The 18326-nt window shown below is 60.5% G+C and carries 15 protein-coding genes; 9 read left to right on the plus strand and 6 right to left on the minus strand.

Going from position 1 to position 18326, the window contains the following annotated elements; genetic code table 11:
* Positions 1-32: 32 nt before the first annotated feature.
* The 3 genes from ACXX83_RS22120 to ACXX83_RS22130 form a co-directional block, all read right to left on the minus strand.
* Positions 33-1157: an ABC transporter ATP-binding protein gene (locus ACXX83_RS22120; protein ID WP_015097056.1), complete on the minus strand. Its 1125-nt coding sequence runs from the start codon at positions 1155-1157 to the stop codon at positions 33-35.
* Positions 1158-1499: 342 nt separating this feature from the next.
* On the minus strand, positions 1500-2153 hold the full coding sequence (locus ACXX83_RS22125; protein WP_007993216.1) for a response regulator: 654 nt from the start codon (positions 2151-2153) through the stop codon (positions 1500-1502).
* Positions 2154-2254: 101 nt separating this feature from the next.
* Complete coding sequence (locus ACXX83_RS22130) at positions 2255-4651, minus strand: PAS domain-containing sensor histidine kinase (RefSeq protein ID WP_458549613.1); 2397 nt, start codon at positions 4649-4651, stop codon at positions 2255-2257.
* A 73-nt stretch (positions 4652-4724) separates the two neighbouring features.
* Here ACXX83_RS22130 and ACXX83_RS22135 point away from each other — a divergent pair, with 73 nt between their 5' ends.
* Positions 4725-5714 (plus strand): alpha/beta hydrolase family protein, encoded by a 990-nt coding sequence (locus ACXX83_RS22135; RefSeq protein WP_458549614.1) that lies wholly within the window; start codon positions 4725-4727, stop codon positions 5712-5714.
* Between the two features lie 137 nt (positions 5715-5851).
* On the opposite strand, the gene ACXX83_RS22140 is transcribed toward ACXX83_RS22135, so the two are convergent.
* Genes ACXX83_RS22140 through ACXX83_RS22150 form a run of 3 tightly spaced genes read right to left on the minus strand, consistent with a single transcriptional unit; the run spans position 5852 to position 8308 of the window.
* Entirely contained in the window at positions 5852-6619 is a 768-nt protein-coding gene (locus ACXX83_RS22140) for a TerB family tellurite resistance protein (RefSeq protein WP_015097059.1), read from the minus strand.
* Between the two features lies 1 nt (position 6620).
* Positions 6621-7292 (minus strand): N-acetylmuramate alpha-1-phosphate uridylyltransferase MurU, encoded by a 672-nt coding sequence (murU, locus tag ACXX83_RS22145; protein ID WP_126047864.1) that lies wholly within the window; start codon positions 7290-7292, stop codon positions 6621-6623.
* Positions 7289-8308 carry an aminoglycoside phosphotransferase family protein gene (locus tag ACXX83_RS22150; protein WP_217836516.1) on the minus strand — a complete coding sequence of 340 codons (1020 nt, stop codon included), beginning with the start codon at positions 8306-8308 and terminating at the stop codon, positions 7289-7291. The genes murU and ACXX83_RS22150 overlap by 4 nt, the downstream gene beginning before the upstream one ends.
* Before the next feature lie 130 nt (positions 8309-8438).
* Here ACXX83_RS22150 and ACXX83_RS22155 point away from each other — a divergent pair, with 130 nt between their 5' ends.
* The 8 genes from ACXX83_RS22155 to ACXX83_RS22190 all read left to right on the plus strand — a co-directional run bounded on the left by ACXX83_RS22155 (position 8439) and on the right by ACXX83_RS22190 (position 18307).
* Positions 8439-11249 carry an LPS-assembly protein LptD gene (locus tag ACXX83_RS22155; protein ID WP_458549615.1) on the plus strand — a complete coding sequence of 937 codons (2811 nt, stop codon included), beginning with the start codon at positions 8439-8441 and terminating at the stop codon, positions 11247-11249.
* On the plus strand, positions 11224-12546 hold the full coding sequence (gene surA, locus ACXX83_RS22160; RefSeq protein WP_217836518.1) for a peptidylprolyl isomerase SurA: 1323 nt from the start codon (positions 11224-11226) through the stop codon (positions 12544-12546). Before ACXX83_RS22155 ends, surA begins: the two co-directional genes overlap by 26 nt.
* Positions 12543-13532, plus strand: coding sequence for a 4-hydroxythreonine-4-phosphate dehydrogenase PdxA (pdxA, locus tag ACXX83_RS22165; RefSeq protein ID WP_126047870.1), 990 nt, complete (start codon positions 12543-12545; stop codon positions 13530-13532). Before surA ends, pdxA begins: the two co-directional genes overlap by 4 nt.
* Positions 13529-14347 carry a 16S rRNA (adenine(1518)-N(6)/adenine(1519)-N(6))-dimethyltransferase RsmA gene (gene rsmA / locus ACXX83_RS22170; protein ID WP_458549617.1) on the plus strand — a complete coding sequence of 273 codons (819 nt, stop codon included), beginning with the start codon at positions 13529-13531 and terminating at the stop codon, positions 14345-14347. Before pdxA ends, rsmA begins: the two co-directional genes overlap by 4 nt.
* A gap of 115 nt (positions 14348-14462) precedes the next feature.
* A complete protein-coding gene (gene apaG / locus ACXX83_RS22175) occupies positions 14463-14843 on the plus strand; it encodes a Co2+/Mg2+ efflux facilitator ApaG/CorD (protein WP_217836520.1) in 381 nt (126 codons plus the stop codon).
* Positions 14843-15724, plus strand: coding sequence for a symmetrical bis(5'-nucleosyl)-tetraphosphatase (locus ACXX83_RS22180; protein ID WP_458549618.1), 882 nt, complete (start codon positions 14843-14845; stop codon positions 15722-15724). The genes apaG and ACXX83_RS22180 overlap by 1 nt, the downstream gene beginning before the upstream one ends.
* A 33-nt stretch (positions 15725-15757) precedes the next feature.
* Positions 15758-16087 (plus strand): thiosulfate sulfurtransferase GlpE, encoded by a 330-nt coding sequence (gene glpE / locus ACXX83_RS22185; protein WP_015097068.1) that lies wholly within the window; start codon positions 15758-15760, stop codon positions 16085-16087.
* Positions 16088-16384: 297 nt separating this feature from the next.
* Positions 16385-18307 carry a PrkA family serine protein kinase gene (locus ACXX83_RS22190; RefSeq protein ID WP_007980217.1) on the plus strand — a complete coding sequence of 641 codons (1923 nt, stop codon included), beginning with the start codon at positions 16385-16387 and terminating at the stop codon, positions 18305-18307.
* Positions 18308-18326: the final 19 nt, after the last annotated feature.

The following is an 18326-nucleotide window of genomic DNA, read 5'->3' on the forward strand; positions in this document are numbered from 1 at the left end:
GTGCAGGGTTGGTGTTGGTATTGCCGGGGCGATCAGTTCGCCTCTAAAAGAGGATCAAGCGCGCGCACGTGCTCGACCTGCCAGCCAAGCGGTACCACGTCTCCGACGGCGAGCGCAGGATCAAGCTCGGCAATCGGCTGTTTCACGAAGAAGTCGGTCTTGCCGCAGACTTCCATGCGCACCCGGACGTGGTCGCCCAGATAGATGAATTCCTCGACCCGCCCGGAGAAGCGGTTGACGCATTGGTCGCTGGAGCCGTTGAGGCTCACTCGTTCCGGACGAATGGACAGGGTCACCGGCTCGCCGGTCTGGCCAACGTTGACCGCCAGGGCTTCCACCTTCTCACCGCGTCCGAGTTCCACAATGCAACGGTCGCCGGTTTGACTGTGCAGTCGGCCATTGAGGCGGTTGTTCTCGCCGATGAAGTTGGCGACGAAGGTGTTTTTCGGCTCTTCGTACAGGGTGCGCGGCGGCGCGATCTGCTGGATTTCGCCCTGATGGAACACCGCCACACGGTCGGACATGGTCAGGGCTTCGCCCTGATCGTGGGTCACGTAGACCACGGTGACGCCCAGGCGCTGGTGCAGGTGCTTGATTTCCATCTGCATGTGTTCACGCAGTTGTTTGTCGAGTGCGCCGAGGGGTTCGTCCATCAGCACCAATTGCGGCTCGAACACCAGCGCACGGGCCAATGCCACACGCTGTTGCTGACCACCGGAGAGCTGCGCCGGGTAACGCTGGGCGAAGCTGTCGAGCTGGACCATGCTCAGCACGCGCTTGACCCGGGCACTGACGTCGCTCTTGTTCATGCCGCGCACGGTCAGCGGGAACGCCAGGTTCTCGGCCACCGTCATGTGCGGAAACAAGGCGTAGTTCTGAAACACCATGCCGATGTCGCGCTTGTGCGGTGGCACGTTGTTGATGGCGCGCCCGGCCAACAGGATTTCGCCCGCGGTCGGCGTTTCGAAGCCGGCGAGCATCATCAGGCTGGTGGTCTTGCCGGAGCCGGACGGCCCGAGCAACGTGAGGAATTCGCCTTTGCGAATGTCCAGGTTGAGGTCTTTGACGATCAGGTTCTCGCCGTCGTAGCTCTTCTGCACTCCACGAAAGCTGACCAGAACATCATTGGCCCCTGCGCTTGAATCGACCTGGCTCATACCCACACCTTTGTTATTGATGACTGCTGTGGGGTTAAGCCTAGTGGACGCTGAAGACCACGCAAATCGGGGGGCAAGAGAGATTCGCCTCAGCCGGATGGAAGGCTGGGGGTAGGGATTGCCCTACAAGGATGGCGCGTTTTGGCAAACGCAGTGACCGGCGGTCAGCTGCAAGCCGCAAGTAAAGGCAAAAGCGGGTTTGCAGGATGTCGCAAATGGACATGCCAACACATCTCTGTGAGAGCGGGCTTGCTCGCGAAAGCGGTGGATCAGGCCCAAATATGTCAACTGACACACTGCTTTCGCGAGCAAGCCCGCTCCCACATGGGACAGCGGTGTGCTTTAGAGCAGCTTGTGCTCCATCGCGTACTTCACCAGCTCCGCCAGTGAGGTGATGTTGAGCTTCTGCATCAGCCGCGCCTTATGGGTGCTGATGGTCTTGCTGCTCAGTGCCAGTTGCTGGGCAATGTCGTTGACGTTGGCGCCCTGGGCCAGGCGTTCGAACACTGAAAATTCGCGCTCGGAGAGCAACGAATGCAATGGCCTCGAGTCGGTCAGGCCGACCTCGAAGACCATGCGGTCGGCCAGTTCCGGGTCGATATAACGCCCGCCTGACGCCACTTTGCGAATGGCCGTCAGCAACAGTGCCGGATCGCTGTCCTTGGTTGCATAACCGGCGGCCCCGACCTTCAGCGCCCGGGCGGCCATTTGCGCTTCGTCGTGCATCGACAACACCAGGATCGCCGGCGGATTGTTCAGGGCGCGAATCCGCGGAATGGCCTCCAGGCCATTGACGCCCGGCATGGAGATGTCCAGCAACACCACTTCGCAGGGCACATGACGCAAGGTGTCGAGCAACTGTTCGCCGTTGCTCGCCTCCCCCACCACCAGCAAGTCCTTGGCCAGGCCAATCAGTTGCTTGATGCCTTCGCGGACAATGGTGTGGTCTTCGGCTACCAGTACACGGATCACGTTCTTCTCCAGATTCAAGATCATTCGCGAGCAAGCCCGCTCCCACATTGGATTTGGGCATCTACACAAAACATTGTGGGAGCGGGCTTGCCCGCGAAGGCGTCGGTACAGTCAACACAACCTGTTCAGGCTGCATCCAGCGGAACGCGCACACTCAGCGTCGTGCCTTCACCCGGCTCACTCTCAAGGGATAACTCCCCCCCCATGATCAACACCCGCTCACGCATTCCGACGATCCCAAAGGACGTTGGCCTGCCAGGCGCAGCTACAAATCCTACGCCATCATCGGCGACCGTCAGACACAACTCGTCGCCTTCCAGTGCCAGCGTCAGTTCAACAGTATGCGCCTGAGCATGGCGCATGACATTGGTCAGTGCTTCCTGAAGGATCCGGAACAGGCCTATGGCCTTGGCATCGCTGAGCACCGGCAGATTGTCCGGCACCTGCACCAGACACGGAATCTGCGTACGCGCCTCGAATCGTCGGGCCTGCCATTCGATGGCCGAGGCAATGCCGGCATCGAGAATCGGCGGGCGCAATGCAGTCGCCACGTCGCGAACCAACTGGAAGAGCTGGGCGATCAGGCGTTTCATGCTGCCCAGGCGCTCATTAAGGCCCGGATCAAGTTGCGCGTAAGCCAGTTCGCACATGGAGGTTTCCAGCTTGAGCACGGTCAGCATCTGCCCCAGTTCATCGTGAACCTCACGGGCGATGCGCGCTTTTTCCTCTTCGCGCACGCTTTCCAGGTGCGCGGACAGCTCGCGCAGTTGTTCCCGGGAACTGGCCAGCTCAAGCTCGATGCGCTTGCTCTCGCTGATGTCCCAGACGATGCCGTCCCAGACATAGGCGCCATCTTCCAGCCGACGGGTGATGGCCTTGATTTCCGCCCAGCGCTGCTCACCCTGACGCGTGAGGATTCGCCCTTGCCATGACCAGTCGCTGTCGGTATCCAGCGCATGGTCCTGGGTCTGGTGATAACTGGCCTTGTCATCCGGATGCACCAGGCTGCGCAGACCTTTGTCGCGATGCGCCAGTGTGGCTGGTGAATAACCCACCAGGCTTTCGCTGCCTTCGCTGATGTAGGCAAAGTCGATCTGGCCAGTCACCGGTGCCCGCTCCAGGCGGAAAACCAGCCCCGGAACGTTGGCGGCGATGCCTTGCAGCCGCGCCTCGCTTTCCTGCAAAGCGGCCAGGGCGCGGCGCCGCTCGGTGACATCGTTGAGGTAAACCACCAGGTATTCGCCATCGCGAAAACGCAGAAAACTCAACGAAACATCGGCTGGCAAGATGCTGCCGTCGGCGCGCACGCAGTTGGTTTCGAAGCTTTGCGGCCCTTCTTCACTGGCTCGGGCGCGCTTCCACAGATTGAGCCAACGATCCATGTGCAGGCCGGGTTCGAAATCGATCAAGGGCCGATCGATGATCGCGCCGGCTGGATAGCCGAGCATGCTTTCCGCCGCACGATTGGCGTAGCGCACATGGCTGTCCCAGTTGACCCAGAGGATGCCGACGGTGCTTTGATCGATGGAAAACTGGGTGAGCCGCAGCGCCTCTTCGCTGGCGGCACGCAAGGCAATGTCCTCCTGCGCGGCCATCAGGCGTTGTTCCAGGCTGTGCTGCTGGCGACGCTGCCAGAACACGATGGCTACGCAACTCAACGCCAGCACGGCCAGCAACAGGCAGAGGTTTTGCCAGAACCCCCGCGACTCGGTGAGGCGTGGATACTTGGGCTGCAGCCATTGATTGTGCAGTTGCTCCAGATCCTTGGCCGGAATCGCCCGCAATGCGCTTTCGACGATACCCGCCAGTTCCGGTTTGTCGCGACGCGTGGCTACCCGCAGCAGCTGCGGCAGGCCGACATCCCCGACTACCACCAACCCGGCAAACTCCGGTTCGACGGACAGGCGCCCCAACTGCGCTTCATCGACCACCGCATAAGCCGCCTGCTGGCCCGTCAGTAACTGCAATGCCTGGCGCTCCATCGGGACGCCTTGCAGATTCAGGTGCGGATAGTTGCTGCGCAGGTAATCGGCGATGGCGCTGGGCATGCGTACGGCGACGCGGGTCTGGCTGTCGAGCTTTTCCAGTTCGATCGCCCCGGCACTTTTCTGGTCGCTGACCACCAGTTGCGGCACCCGCATGTAGGGGTCGGAGAATTGCCAGAGGCGCAGCCCGCCAGGTGTCTGGGTCAATCCCGGGGCGATATCGATTTCGCCTTCGCGTGCGGCAGCTTCCAGTTGTTCAAGGTCGGAAAAGTTGCGCCAGCTCAGCTCGACATTGAGGGTCTTTGCCAGGCGCTTCATCAAGTCGACATTCACCCCGGAGAGGCGCTGCAAGCGGCGATCGTATTGCGCATAGGGTGCCTGCAACACCAGTCCGACCCGCAACTCGCCCTGCTGCGTCAGCCAGTGCTGTTGTTTCGGGGTCAGTTGGGCAACGTGCGCCGGGGGCACGACTGCCGCCCAACCCATCAAGGGAAACCACAAACAGCCGATAACCCACAGGCAGCGAAAACGCATCATTGAACTCTCACACACTGACAAATACTGACCAACCCATTAGGCTGCCGGAACAACTTCTGGCCTGGAATATCCGATGCCCCCTGTCTACCGCCTGGCACTGCCAGCATTGTGCCTGTCGCTGATCCTGCCTTGCGTTTTTTCCGTCGAGGCGGCCGAACCGGCGCCTGTCGCAGCAGAAAAGGCAGCCGAAGAAAAACCACTCGAACGTCAGCCGCTGCCTGAGCGTAGTCAGGAAGAAGCGGCTGCACTTGAGCGAAAAATCCCGGCTCAGGAACAGCAACAACTGCAAGCGGGCACCGACACGTTTCTGGCCCTGTGGAAACCGGCCAATACCGCCGAGCCCAAAGGCGCGGTGATTATCATCCCGGGCGCCGGCGAAACCGTTGACTGGCCGCAAGCAGTCGGTCCTTTGCGGCGCAAATTGCCGGACGCCGAGTGGAGCAGCCTGAGTATCACCTTGCCGGACTTGCAAAGCGATGCCATTGCGCCACGAATCGTGGAGGCAACTCTGGCTCCCAAAGCCCCCGAAGCCGACAGCAAGGACTCGACCACCGCAGCCCCGATCGAACAGGTGGCCGGTGGCGAGACCGATGTGGCCGACAAGGCCATCGCTGAGACCACCGAAGAACAATCCAGGGCAGATGCCGAGCGCATCTTCGCCCGGATCGACGCCGCGATCGCATTTGCCGAACAACAAAGCGCCCGTAGCATCGTGGTGCTGGGGCATGGTACCGGCGCCTATTGGGCAGCGCGCTACCTGAGCGAGAAGCAGCCATCGCAAGTCGAGAAACTGGTCATGGTCGCCACCCGCACACCGCTGGCAGCGAAGCCCGAGCATGCGGAACTGACCCCGACCCTGAAACTGCCGACCGCCGATATTTACTACAAAGACAAAGCGCTGGACCGCAACGCCGCGCTGGAACGACTGCAGGCCAGCAAACGCTTGAAGTCCTCGACGTTCAGCCAGGTCGCGCTCAAGGCCTTGCCCGATAGCAAGGCCGAGCAGGAGCAATTGTTCCGGCGGGTGCGGGGCTGGTTGAATCCGCAGCCTGCGACAGACTGACAGACCGAGGCGCTTCATTCGCGAGCAAGCCCGCTCCCACAGGTTTTATGCCGGTCACGAAATTGCGGACGACATCAAACCTGTGGGAGCGGGCTTGCTCGCGAAGGGGCCATTACAGGCAACACAAAGCTGTTCTGCTAGCGAAAATCCCGCCGCTCCCGAATCAGCGTATAGGCACTATGCAGTTCACGCGTTCGCTCGGTGGCCTCACGAACCTGCGTCGCCGTCGCGCCACTGCCGGCGATCTTGTCCGGATGATGGCGACTGAGCAGGCGCCGGTAAGCACGCTTGATCTGCGCCGGTTCAGTGGTGGCCGACACCCCCAACAACTTCAAGGCGTCCTGATAGCTTGGCACGCTGTTGCCCAATGGCCGCTTCTGCGGCTCATAATCGTGGGCCAACGCCTGTACCTGATGCGGCGTCCAGCCCAGCCACTGCCCCCACTGGCGGATCAACTCACGCTCACCGCTGCCTGCACGACCATCGGCCCAGACCATTCGCCAGCAGGCGCGTAACACGCCTTCCGCCGCATGGGGCTGGGCACTCAGGCGACGCAGATAACCACGTAGCCGGTCGCGACCCGACTTGCCACGGTTGAACGCGGCAATTGCACGGCGCTGAGCCGGCCCGGACATGTCCAGCGAGCGCATTTCCGCCCGGGCCTGTTCGATGTGCCCGGCCATGACCTGGCCGTCGCACTTGGCCAGGCGTCCCAGCAGGACAAACAGCAATTCATCGTTGCGCAGCACCGGGCGGCCGCCCAGTTTTTCCCGCAAATGCCCCCAGCTCTGCAGGTGCAAGCGCCGGTCCAGCGCCTGCCCCAACAACGCGCCGAGCATGGCCCCCGGAATACTGGCTATGGCAAAGCCCGCTCCGGCTCCGATAAGAGTCCCTGGCCACAGCATGTCAGCGGCTCGCTTCTATTAATGTTTCAACTTCGGCCAGACGCTCGTGAGTACCGACATCGACCCAGTGCCCCCTCAACTGCTCGCCGGTCACCAGCCCGTCAGCCATGGCTTTGCGCAACAGCGGCGCGAGTTTGAAGGCCCCTGCGGTGCAACCGTCGAACAACTGCGGATGCAACACGGCGATGCCGCTGTAGGTCAGGGTAGGAGCCTGCGGTTGACCGTCGTGCACCTGGCTTCCGACCAGGCTGAAGTCCCCGGCCGGATGATGCGGCGGGTTGCTGGCCAGCACCAGGTGCGCCAGGCCGTTGATGGGTTGGTGCAGCACACTGAAGTCGTAATCGGTCCAGATATCGCCGTTGACCACCACAAAGGCTTCATCCCCCAACAACGGCAAGGCGCGGAAAATCCCGCCGCCGGTTTCCAGGGGTTCACCCTCCGCCGAGTACTGAATGCTCACGCCATAGCGCGAACCATCGCCCAGATAGTCTTCGATCTGCTGACCGAGCCAGGCGTGATTGATCACGATGTCGGTGAACCCCGCGGCAGCCAGCGCCCGCAGGTGATACTCGATCAGCGGCACGCCGCCGGCACGCACCAGCGGTTTGGGCGTGGTCAGGGTCAGCGGGCGCATGCGCTCGCCTTTGCCCGCGGCCAGAATCATTGCCTTCATGCTTTCACTCCGGCACGCAGGCTGGCCAGCAGCACATCCAGCTCGGCCAGTTCGGGGCGGCGAGCGATCACGGCATCTATATAGGCAAAGAAACGCGGAACATCGCCCAGATAACGCGGTTTGCCGTCGCGATGGCAGATGCGCGCGAAAATACCGATGACTTTCAGGTGACGTTGCACGCCCATCAAGTCGCTGGCCCGCAGAAAGTCCTCGAACTCGGGCTGAACCGGGATACCGAGCGCCCCCGCCTGCTGCCAGTAGCTTTCCAGCCACCCGTGTACGCGCTCCTCTGGCCAACTGAGGAAAGCGTCCTTGAACAGGCAGGTCACGTCGTAGGTCACCGGGCCATATACCGCATCCTGGAAATCCAGCACGCCGGGGTTGGGCTCGCTGAGCATCAGGTTGCGCGGCATGTAGTCGCGATGCACCAGGACTTTTGGCTGTGCCAGGGCGCTGTCGATCAACAGATCGCTGACCTGCTGCCAGAGCACTTGCTGCGCCGCGTCGAATTCGATGCCCAATTCGCGCTTCACGTACCACTCGGGGAACAGTTCCAGTTCGCGACGCAGTAATGCCACGTCATAGCTCGGCAGCGGCGCAACCATCGGCAACTGCTGGAAAGCCAGCAACGCCTGCAGGGCATCGTTGAACAAACCGTCGGCGTTTTCGCTGTCGATGACGTCCAGATAGGTCTTGTTGCCCAGGTCATTGAGCAAAAGAAACCCGCGCTCGAGGTCTTCGGCATAAATTTTCGGCACATTTATTCCGGATTTCGCCAGCAAAAAGGCGATATCCACGAAAGGTTTGCAGTTTTCCTGGGGCGGTGGCGCGTCCATCACGATGAAACTTCTGCCATCGCCTTCCCAGCGGAAATACCGCCGGAAACTCGCGTCGCTGCTGGCCGCAGTCAATGTGGCCGGGGGTACGACGCCCCAGCCCTGCTCGGCAAAAAGGGTCGTCAATTGTTCATCGAGCCAAACTTTCAGGTGTTGCAAGCGTACATCTTGATCAGGCATTGCAAGGGTCTCCGACGGCGCTAGCCGTCAAGCGGGTCATGCTTTATTATCCAGCATCTTTTTCAGACCATCGAGAGGCGTGCGGCCCACACCGCGGGCAGATGGCACGCAGGAAGCCCGGACTAATAAGATGGCATTGAAATCCCCCGCGTTTCGTAAAAAATTTCCGTTGTTGGTTACCGGCAGTTTGCTGGCGCTGCAACCCCTTGCCACTTCCTACGTGGTCGCCGCGGAACAGTTTGACTGCTCAGTCTCTGCTTCGGGTTCCTGGGACTGCGCACCAAAGACGCCGGCGGCTGCATTGCCACCGCGTCCCGTCCATGACGGCAGCGCAGTTTCCGCCACTGGCGAAGCCCCGGCCGAGAACGGTTCCAGTGAAGACACTGGCGCCAAGCCAGTACTGGTGACCGAATCCAAAGGCCGCGGCCTGAAGTCGCGTAGCGAAGACTACAGTCACCTCGACTGGGTTCCCCGCGAGCAGCTCACTGCCGCACAATTGGCCGAAACCGGCCCTTATTGCTCTGGTTCCTATATCGAACCGATTCGTCCTGGCATGAATGACAAGACGAATAAAAGTGACGCGCCTACCTTTATCGGCGCAAAAGCCTCCCGCTATAAGCAGGATGAGCAGGTCGCGACCCTGGCCGGCGACGTCGTCATGCGCCAGGGCAGCATGCAGGTCGAAGCCGACGAAGCCAACCTGTACCAGGCCGAGAGCCGTGGCGAACTGAATGGCAACGTGCGCATTCGCGACAACGGCGCCCTGATCGTCGGCGACCACGCCGACGTGCAGCTCGACACCGGTGAAGCCAAGGTCGACAACGCCGAATACGTGATGCACAAATCACGCATCCGCGGTAATGCGCTGTACGCCAAACGTGCCGAGAACGCGATCATCCGCCTCAAGGACGGTACGTACACCACGTGCGAACCGAACAACAACGCCTGGCAGCTCAAGGGCAACAACATCACCCTGAACCCGGCCACCGGCTTCGGTACGGCGACCAACGTGACACTGCGGGTCAAGGACATTCCGGTCCTGTACACGCCGTACATCTATTTCCCGATCGACGACCGTCGCCAGTCCGGCTTCCTGCCGCCGACCATCGGCACCGGCAGCGATACCGGCTTCATGCTGGTCACCCCGTACTACTTCAACCTGGCGCCGAACTACGATGCCACGTTGTACCCGCGCTACATGGAAAAGCACGGCTTGTTGATGGAAGGCGAGTTCCGCTACCTGACCAAGTCCAGCGAAGGCCAGTTCGGTGCGGCGTACCTCAACGACGAAAGCAACGAGCGCGACAAGCAGTCAGACTCCGAAAAAACCCGCTACATGTACAACTGGCAGCACAAGGGTGGCCTCGACTCGCGAGTACTCACGCAAGTCGACTACACCAAGATCAGCGATCCGTATTACTTCCAGGATCTGCAGACCGACCAGATTGGCATAAAAAGCAACGACTACGTGAACCAGCAGGGTTCCGTGACCTATCGCGGCGAGGGCTATACCGCTCGCGCGAACGCCCAGGCATACGAACTGGCGAGCGTAGCGAACATTACCCCGTACGACCGCCTGCCGCAGCTCACCCTCGACGGTATGCTGCCTTACCATCCGGAAGGCCTGGACTTCACGTACAACACCGAGCTCGTACGGTTTGACCGGGATCTGCAGAGCGGGACCTACTTTGACGAAGATGGCATCGGCAGTAAGCGTATTGATGAAAACGTTCAAGGTCTGGCTCGCGCCAACGGCGACCGCCTGAATCTTGCGCCCGCCATGAGCCTGCCGATGAACACGACTTACGGCTTCCTGACACCGAAGCTCAAGTACCAGTACACCCAGTACCAACTGGATCTGGACGGTCTGGGCAAAAGTCAGATCGCGGCTCAAAATCAAAACGCAGCTCTCAACGGGACTAAAAATTTCAACGGTCAGTTCGACAGCAACCAGAACCGCGGCGTGCCGATCGCCAGCATCGACAGCGGCCTGTACTTCGATCGCAATACCCAGTATTTCGGCAAGAACTACCGCCAGACTCTAGAGCCGCGCCTGTTCTACCTGTACGTGCCTGAGGTCGACCAGGAGGACATCCCGGTATTCGACACCAGCGAATACACCTTCAACTATGCGTCGCTGTTCCGTGACAACCGCTTCTCCGGCTCCGACCGTGTCGGCGACGAGAACAAACTGTCCCTGGGCGTGACCAGCCGCTGGATCGAAGACAACGGCTTCGAACGTCAACGGATCAGTGTCGGCCAAGCGCTGTACTTCAAGGACCGTGAAGTTCAGTTGCCAGGCGTAAACTTCCAAGACCGTGCCGACGCCAAAGCCAACGTTTCCCCCTATGCGCTGGAATACGAATATCGCTGGAACCGCGACTGGCGTACCACGGCCGACTACAACTGGGACCCGGACAGCCGCAGCCCTCGCTCGGGCAGCGCGATGTTCCACTACCAGCCTGAAGACAACCCGAACAAGATCGTCAACCTCGGCTATCGCTATCGTAACGACCAGGTGATCTACAACCAGAACACCGGTCAATGGCAGTTCGGCGGCGACTACGGCACCCCTGGGCAGCCTGGCTACGTGAAGGATTACTACAAGATCGAACAGCACGACTTCTCGATCATCTGGCCGATCGTGCCGCAATGGAGCGCTATCAGCCGCTGGCAGTATGACTACAACCGCAACCGTACCCTGGAAGCCTTCGGTGGTTTCGAGTACGACAGCTGCTGCTGGAAACTGCGCCTGATCAACCGTTACTTCGTTGATTACGACGAGTTCAGCCAGCAGGCACCGGAAAACGAAAAAGGCGACCATGGCGTCTTCCTCCAAATTGTTCTGAAGGGACTCGGCGGCCTCACCGGCGCCAAGGCAGAGAGCTTCCTCGACAAAGGCATTCAAGGTTATCGTGAACGTGAAGACCAAGCTTTCTGATTGTCTGCGCCCGCTGATGCTGGGCGCGCTGTTCCTGAGTACGGCGGCCAGTGCCGCCGTGCAGTCCATCGATAAAGTGGTGGCCATCGTCGACAACGACGTGGTCATGCAGAGCCAACTGGACCGACGCGTCCATGAAGTTCAGCAAACCATTGCCAAGCGTGGTTCTGCCGTGCCGCCGGCCAGCGTGCTGGAGCAACAGGTACTTGAGCGCCTGATCGTCGAAAACCTGCAATTGCAGATCGGCGAGCGCTCCGGCATCCGCATTACTGATGAAGAGCTGAACCAGGCCGTGGGCACCATTGCCCAGCGCAACAACATGTCGATCGAGCAGTTCCGCGCAGCCCTGACTCGCGATGGTCTGTCCTATGAAGATGCACGTGAGCAGATTCGCCGCGAAATGGTCATCAGCCGCGTGCGCCAGCGTCGGGTCGCCGAACGCATTCAGGTCTCCGAGCAGGAAGTGAAGAACTTCCTGGCGTCTGACCTGGGCAAAATGCAGCTGTCCGAAGAGTTCCACCTGGCCAACATCCTGATTCCTACACCGGAAAGCGCCAACTCCGAAGCGATTCAGAGTGCCGCCAAACAGGCCGATGCGATTTACCAGCAGCTCAAGCAAGGCGCTGACTTCAGTCAGTTGGCAATCGCCAAATCCGCCAGCGAAACCGCTCTGGAAGGTGGTGACATGGGCTGGCGTAAGGCCGCTCAATTGCCTCCGCCGTTCGATCGCCTGCTGAGCACCATGCCGGTGGGTGATGTCACCCAGCCAATGCGCACGCCGGGCGGCTTCATTATCCTGAAGATCCTCGATAAGCGTGGCGGCGAGACCCAGATGCGCGACGAAGTGCATGTGCGTCACATCCTGGTCAAGCCGAGCCCGATCCGCGACGAAGCGAAAACCAAGGCCTTGGCCGAGTCGCTCTACAGCCGTATCGAGGCTGGCGAAGACTTCGGTGAGCTGGCGAAAAACTACTCGGAAGACCCGGGTTCCGCCCTCAACGGCGGCGACCTGAACTGGATCGACCCGAACGCGCTGGTGCCCGAGTTCCGCGAAGTGATGGCCAAGACCCCGCAAGGTCAGCTGTCCAGGCCGTTCCAGACTCAATACGGCTGGCATGTCCTGGAAGTCCTTGGCCGTCGCGCCACCGACAGCACCAGCCAGGCTCGCGAGCAGCAAGCCATGACCGTTTTGCGTAACCGCAAATACGACGAAGAGCTGCAAACCTGGCTGCGTCAGATCCGTGACGAAGCGTATGTGGAAATCAAACTCCCTGGCGCCGACCAGGCAGCACAGTGAAACCCCAACGTTTCGCGCTGACACCCGGTGAACCAGCCGGCATAGGTCCCGACCTGTGCCTGCTGCTCGCCTCGCAAGCCCAGCCCCATCCCCTGATTGCCATTACCAGCCGCGACCTGCTCATCGAGCGGGCCGCGCAACTGGGCGTGGCGGTCAACTTGCTGCCGGTCACCCCGGACAACTGGCCGGATGCCCCCGCGCCAGCCAACAGCCTGTATGTCTGGGACACACCGCTCAACGCCAAGGTCATAGCCGGACAACTGGACAAGGCCAACGCTGCGTTCGTCCTGGAAACCCTGACCCGGGCCGGCCAAGGCTGCCTGAGCGGGGATTTTGCCGGCATGATTACCGCGCCTGTGCACAAAGGCGTCATCAACGAATCCGGCATCGCCTTTTCCGGGCACACGGAATTCCTTGCAGACCTGACCCACACCGCGCAAGTGGTGATGATGCTGGCCACTCGTGGCTTGCGCGTGGCCCTGGTGACCACTCACCTGCCCCTTCGCGAGATTGCCGATGCCATCACGCCGGAGCGCCTGGAACGCGTCACGCGAATCCTGCACGCCGACCTGCAAAACAAGTTCGGCATCGCCCGGCCGCGCATCCTGGTTTGCGGGCTCAACCCGCATGCCGGTGAAGGCGGGCACCTGGGCCATGAAGAAATCGATATCATCGAACCCACATTAGAGCGCCTGCGCGGCGAGGGCATGGACCTTCGCGGCCCCCTGCCCGCCGACACTCTGTTTACCCCCAAATATCTGGAGCACTGCGACGCGGTGCTGGCGATGTACCACGACCAGGGCCTGCCGGTGCTGAAGTACAAAGGCTTCGGCGCGGCAGTCAACGTGACCCTCGGCTTGCCGATCATCCGTACGTCGGTCGACCACGGCACCGCCCTGGATCTGGCCGGCAGCGGCAAGATCGACACCGGCAGCCTGCAAGTCGCCCTGGAAACCGCCTACCAGATGGCCGAGACCCGTTTATGACCGAGCAATACCAACACAAGGCGCGCAAACGCTTTGGCCAGAACTTCCTGCACGATGCCGGCGTTATCGACCGCATCCTGCGTTCCATTCATGCCAAGGCAGAAGACCGCCTGCTGGAAATCGGCCCGGGACAGGGCGCACTGACCCAAGGCCTTCTGAGCAGCGGCGCGCAACTCGACGTGGTGGAACTGGACAAGGACCTGATCCCGATCCTCAACCAGCAGTTTGCCGGCAAGAGCAACTTCAACCTGCATCAGGGCGATGCGCTGAAGTTCGACTTCAACAGCCTGAATGCCGCGCCAGGCAGCCTGCGAGTGGTTGGCAACCTGCCGTACAACATCTCCACGCCGCTGATTTTTCACCTGCTGCACAACTCGCACCTGATCCGCGACATGCACTTCATGCTGCAAAAGGAAGTGGTCGAGCGCCTGGCTGCCGGCCCGGGTGGTGGTGACTGGGGCCGTCTGTCGATCATGGTTCAGTACCATTGCCGGGTCGAACACCTGTTCAACGTCGGCCCGGGCGCGTTCAACCCGCCACCGAAAGTCGATTCGGCCATCGTGCGCCTGGTGCCCCACGCAGAACTGCCGCACCCGGCCAAGGATCACCGCCTGCTGGAGCGCGTCGTGCGCGAAGCGTTCAACCAGCGTCGCAAAACCCTGCGCAACACCCTCAAGCTGCTGCTGAGCAATGCCGAAATCGAAGCCGCCGGCGTCGATGGCAGCCTGCGTCCCGAGCAGCTCGACCTGGCCGCCTTCGTGCGCCTGGCTGACAAGCTCAGCGAACAGGCGCCACAAAAGCCTGCCGCGAACTGACAGGCGATGAGCGCTATCGGGTAGGACGCCACTCTGGTCTACTACCCGATACTTGGCCTAGACTGAACTTCATCAGCTACGCCCCGCGTCCCGCTTCGTTTTTAAGGCCTCTTGCATGTCCGATCCTCGTTATCAGGTCGACGTCAGCGTCGTCACCCGCTATCTGGCAGAACAATCGCAACCCGAGCACGACCGCTTTGCCTTCGCCTATACCATCACCGTGCAAAACAATGGCGAAATGCCCGCCAAACTGCTTTCACGGCACTGGGTCATCACCGATGGTAACGGGCATGTCGAAGAAGTCCGCGGCGCAGGCGTCGTCGGCCAGCAGCCGCTGATCGACCCGGGCAAGAGCCACACCTACAGCAGCGGCACCGTGATGACCACCAAGGTCGGCACCATGCAAGGCACCTATCGGATGCTTTCCGACGACGGCAAACATTTCGATGCCATCATCGCGCCCTTCCGCCTGGCGGTGCCTGGAGCCCTGCACTGATGGCAACCTACGCTGTCGGTGACCTGCAAGGCTGCCTTCAGGCCCTGCAATGCCTGCTCAAACAAGTGGCGTTCGACCCTCAACGCGATCGCCTGTGGCTGGTGGGCGACCTGGTCAACCGCGGCCCACAGTCGCTGGAAACCCTGCGCTTCCTCTATAGCATCCGCGAATCGCTGGTGTGCGTGCTCGGCAACCACGACCTGCACCTGCTGGCGGCCGGACGCAACATCGAACGCCTGAAGAAGGCCGATACCTTGCACGAGATCATTGACGCGCCAGATAGCGCCGAACTGCTCGAATGGCTGCGCCAGCAAAAGCTCATGCACTACGACGAACAGCGCAACATGGTACTAGTCCATGCTGGCATTCCACCCCAGTGGTCGCTGCGCAAAGCCTTGAAGTGTGCTGCCGAAGTCGAGACTGCCTTGCGTGACGACAACCTGCTGCCGCCCTACCTCGATGGCATGTACGGCAACGATCCGGCGAAATGGGACAATGACCTCAAAGGCGTGACGCGCCTGCGGGTGATCACCAATTATTTCACCCGCATGCGTTTTTGCACCGCCGAAGGCAAACTCGACCTCAAGAGCAAGGAAGGCCTCGGTACCGCACCACCCGGCTACAAACCCTGGTTCCAGCACAAGGAACGCAAGACCAAGGGCCTGAAGATCATCTTCGGTCACTGGGCAGCACTGGAAGGCAATATCAATGAGCCTGGCATCTCGGCCCTCGACACTGGCTGCGTCTGGGGCGGCGCCCTGACCCTGATGAACGTCGACAGCTTTGAGCGCCTGTCCTGCAAATGCGACGAACACGGCCATGCCGTGCCGCCAGTCGCCTCATCCATTCCCCAAACATCGCCAGCCAGCGCACCGCGCTAGACTGCCCATTCTGCCGAGCCACAGGAGCCCGCCATGAGCGAATTCAAACGTATCCCCCCGGAACAGGCCCAGGCCCTGCGCGAACAAGGCGCAGTGGTGGTCGACGTCCGCGACCCGGCCACTTTTGCCGCCCTGCATATCGCAGGCTCAAAGCATCTGGACAATCATTCCCTGCACGCTTTCATCCAGGGCGCCGACCTCGACGCGCCGACCGTGGTGGTCTGCTATCACGGCAATTCCAGCCAGGGTGCGGCCGCCTACCTGATCAGCCAGGGCTTCTCCGACGTCTACAGCATGGATGGTGGATTCGAGTTGTGGCGTACGACCTATCCGACGGAAACGGCGCAAGGCACTTCCGAATAATTTTTTTGTAACGTTGCAGGCCCCGGCTCCCGCGGGCTAGCGCGGTGGCAGACGAACGGTCTGCCACAACTAATTACGTATCTCGCCTTTACCTCCCGAATTCCCAACTATCCTTAAGCCCAGGCCATCCAAAACAGGGGAGAGCCGGTACACCGGCGCACGGGTCATCGGGAGTAGCTTTCGGAGTCGTCAGCTCCGGGAGAGTTCTGGGGGGTAAACAGCAATCGCCTGTTCGGTTGCTGCCAGCATCGACTGAGTGATCCGGCGTCGGCTCCACGTATCGAGCGAGGTGACGTCATGAGTATCTTTAGCCACTTCCAACAACGCTTCGAGTCCACACGCCAGGAAGAACTCTCACTGCAAGAGTATCTTGAACTGTGCAAAAAAGACCGCAGCGCCTACGTTTCCGCCGCCGAGCGTCTACTGCTGGCCATCGGTGAACCGGAACTGCTCGACACCTCGACCAACTCGAGGCTTTCGCGCATCTTCTCCAACAAGGTAATCCGCCGCTATCCGGCCTTTGAAGACTTCCACGGGATGGAAGAATGCATCGACCAGATCGTGTCGTATTTCCGCCACGCCGCTCAAGGCCTGGAAGAGAAGAAACAAATCCTGTACCTGCTCGGCCCTGTCGGTGGCGGTAAATCGTCCCTGGCCGAGAAGCTCAAGCAGCTTATGGAAAAAGTGCCCTTCTACGCGATCAAGGGCTCGCCAGTATTCGAGTCGCCCCTGGGTCTGTTCAACTCCACTGAAGATGGAGCGATCCTCGAGGAAGACTTTGGCATTCCACGGCGCTACCTCAACACCATCATGTCGCCATGGGCGACCAAGCGCCTGGCCGAATTCGGTGGCGACATCAGCCAGTTCCGCGTGGTGAAACTCTACCCGTCGATCCTCAACCAGATCGCCGTGGCCAAGACCGAACCTGGTGACGAAAACAACCAGGACATTTCGGCACTGGTGGGCAAGGTCGATATCCGCAAACTGGAGGAGTTCCCGCAGAACGACGCCGACGCCTACAGCTACTCGGGCGCCCTGTGCCGGGCCAACCAAGGCCTGATGGAATTCGTCGAAATGTTCAAGGCACCGATCAAGGTGCTGCACCCGTTGCTGACTGCCACCCAGGAAGGCAACTACAACAGTACCGAAGGCCTTGGCGCGATTCCGTTCACCGGGATCCTGCTGGCGCACTCCAACGAATCGGAGTGGCACACCTTCCGCAACAACAAGAACAACGAAGCCTTCATCGACCGGATCTACATCGTCAAGGTGCCGTACTGCCTGCGGGTCAGTGACGAAGTGAAGATCTACGACAAGCTGCTGTTCAACAGCTCGCTGGCCAAGGCGCATTGCGCGCCGGATACCCTGAAGATGCTGGCCCAGTTCACCGTGCTCTCGCGTCTTAAAGAGCCGGAAAACTCCAACATCTACTCGAAGATGCGCGTGTACGACGGCGAGAACCTCAAGGATACCGATCCGAAAGCCAAGTCGATCCAGGAATACCGCGACAACGCCGGTGTCGACGAAGGCATGAACGGTCTCTCGACTCGCTTCGCGTTCAAGATCCTGTCGAAGGTGTTCAACTTCGATCCGCACGAAATTGCTGCCAACCCGGTACATCTGCTCTATGTGCTGGAACAGCAGATCGAACAGGAACAGTTCCAGGCCGAGACTCGCGAACGCTATCTGCGCTTCCTCAAGGAGTACCTGGCACCGCGCTACATCGAATTCATCGGCAAGGAGATCCAGACTGCCTACCTCGAATCCTACAGCGAGTACGGCCAGAACATCTTCGATCGCTACGTGTTGTACGCCGACTTCTGGATCCAGGACCAGGAATACCGCGACCCGGAAACCGGCGAAATCCTCAACCGCGTAGCCCTGAACGAAGAACTGGAGAAAATCGAAAAACCGGCCGGCATCAGCAATCCGAAGGATTTCCGCAACGAAATCGTCAACTTCGTCCTGCGCGCCCGGGCCAACAACAACGGCAAGAACCCGACCTGGCTCAGCTACGAAAAACTGCGGGTGGTCATCGAGAAGAAAATGTTCTCCAACACCGAGGACCTGCTACCGGTCATCAGCTTCAACGCCAAGGCCAGCAAGGAGGACCAGCAAAAACACAACGACTTCGTCACACGGATGGTCGAGCGGGGCTACACCGACAAACAGGTACGACTGCTGTCCGAGTGGTACCTGCGGGTCAGAAAATCACAATAACCCGCTGCCGGTCAGACCG

The sequence above is a fragment of the Pseudomonas sp. GNP012 genome (genome assembly GCF_054343835.1).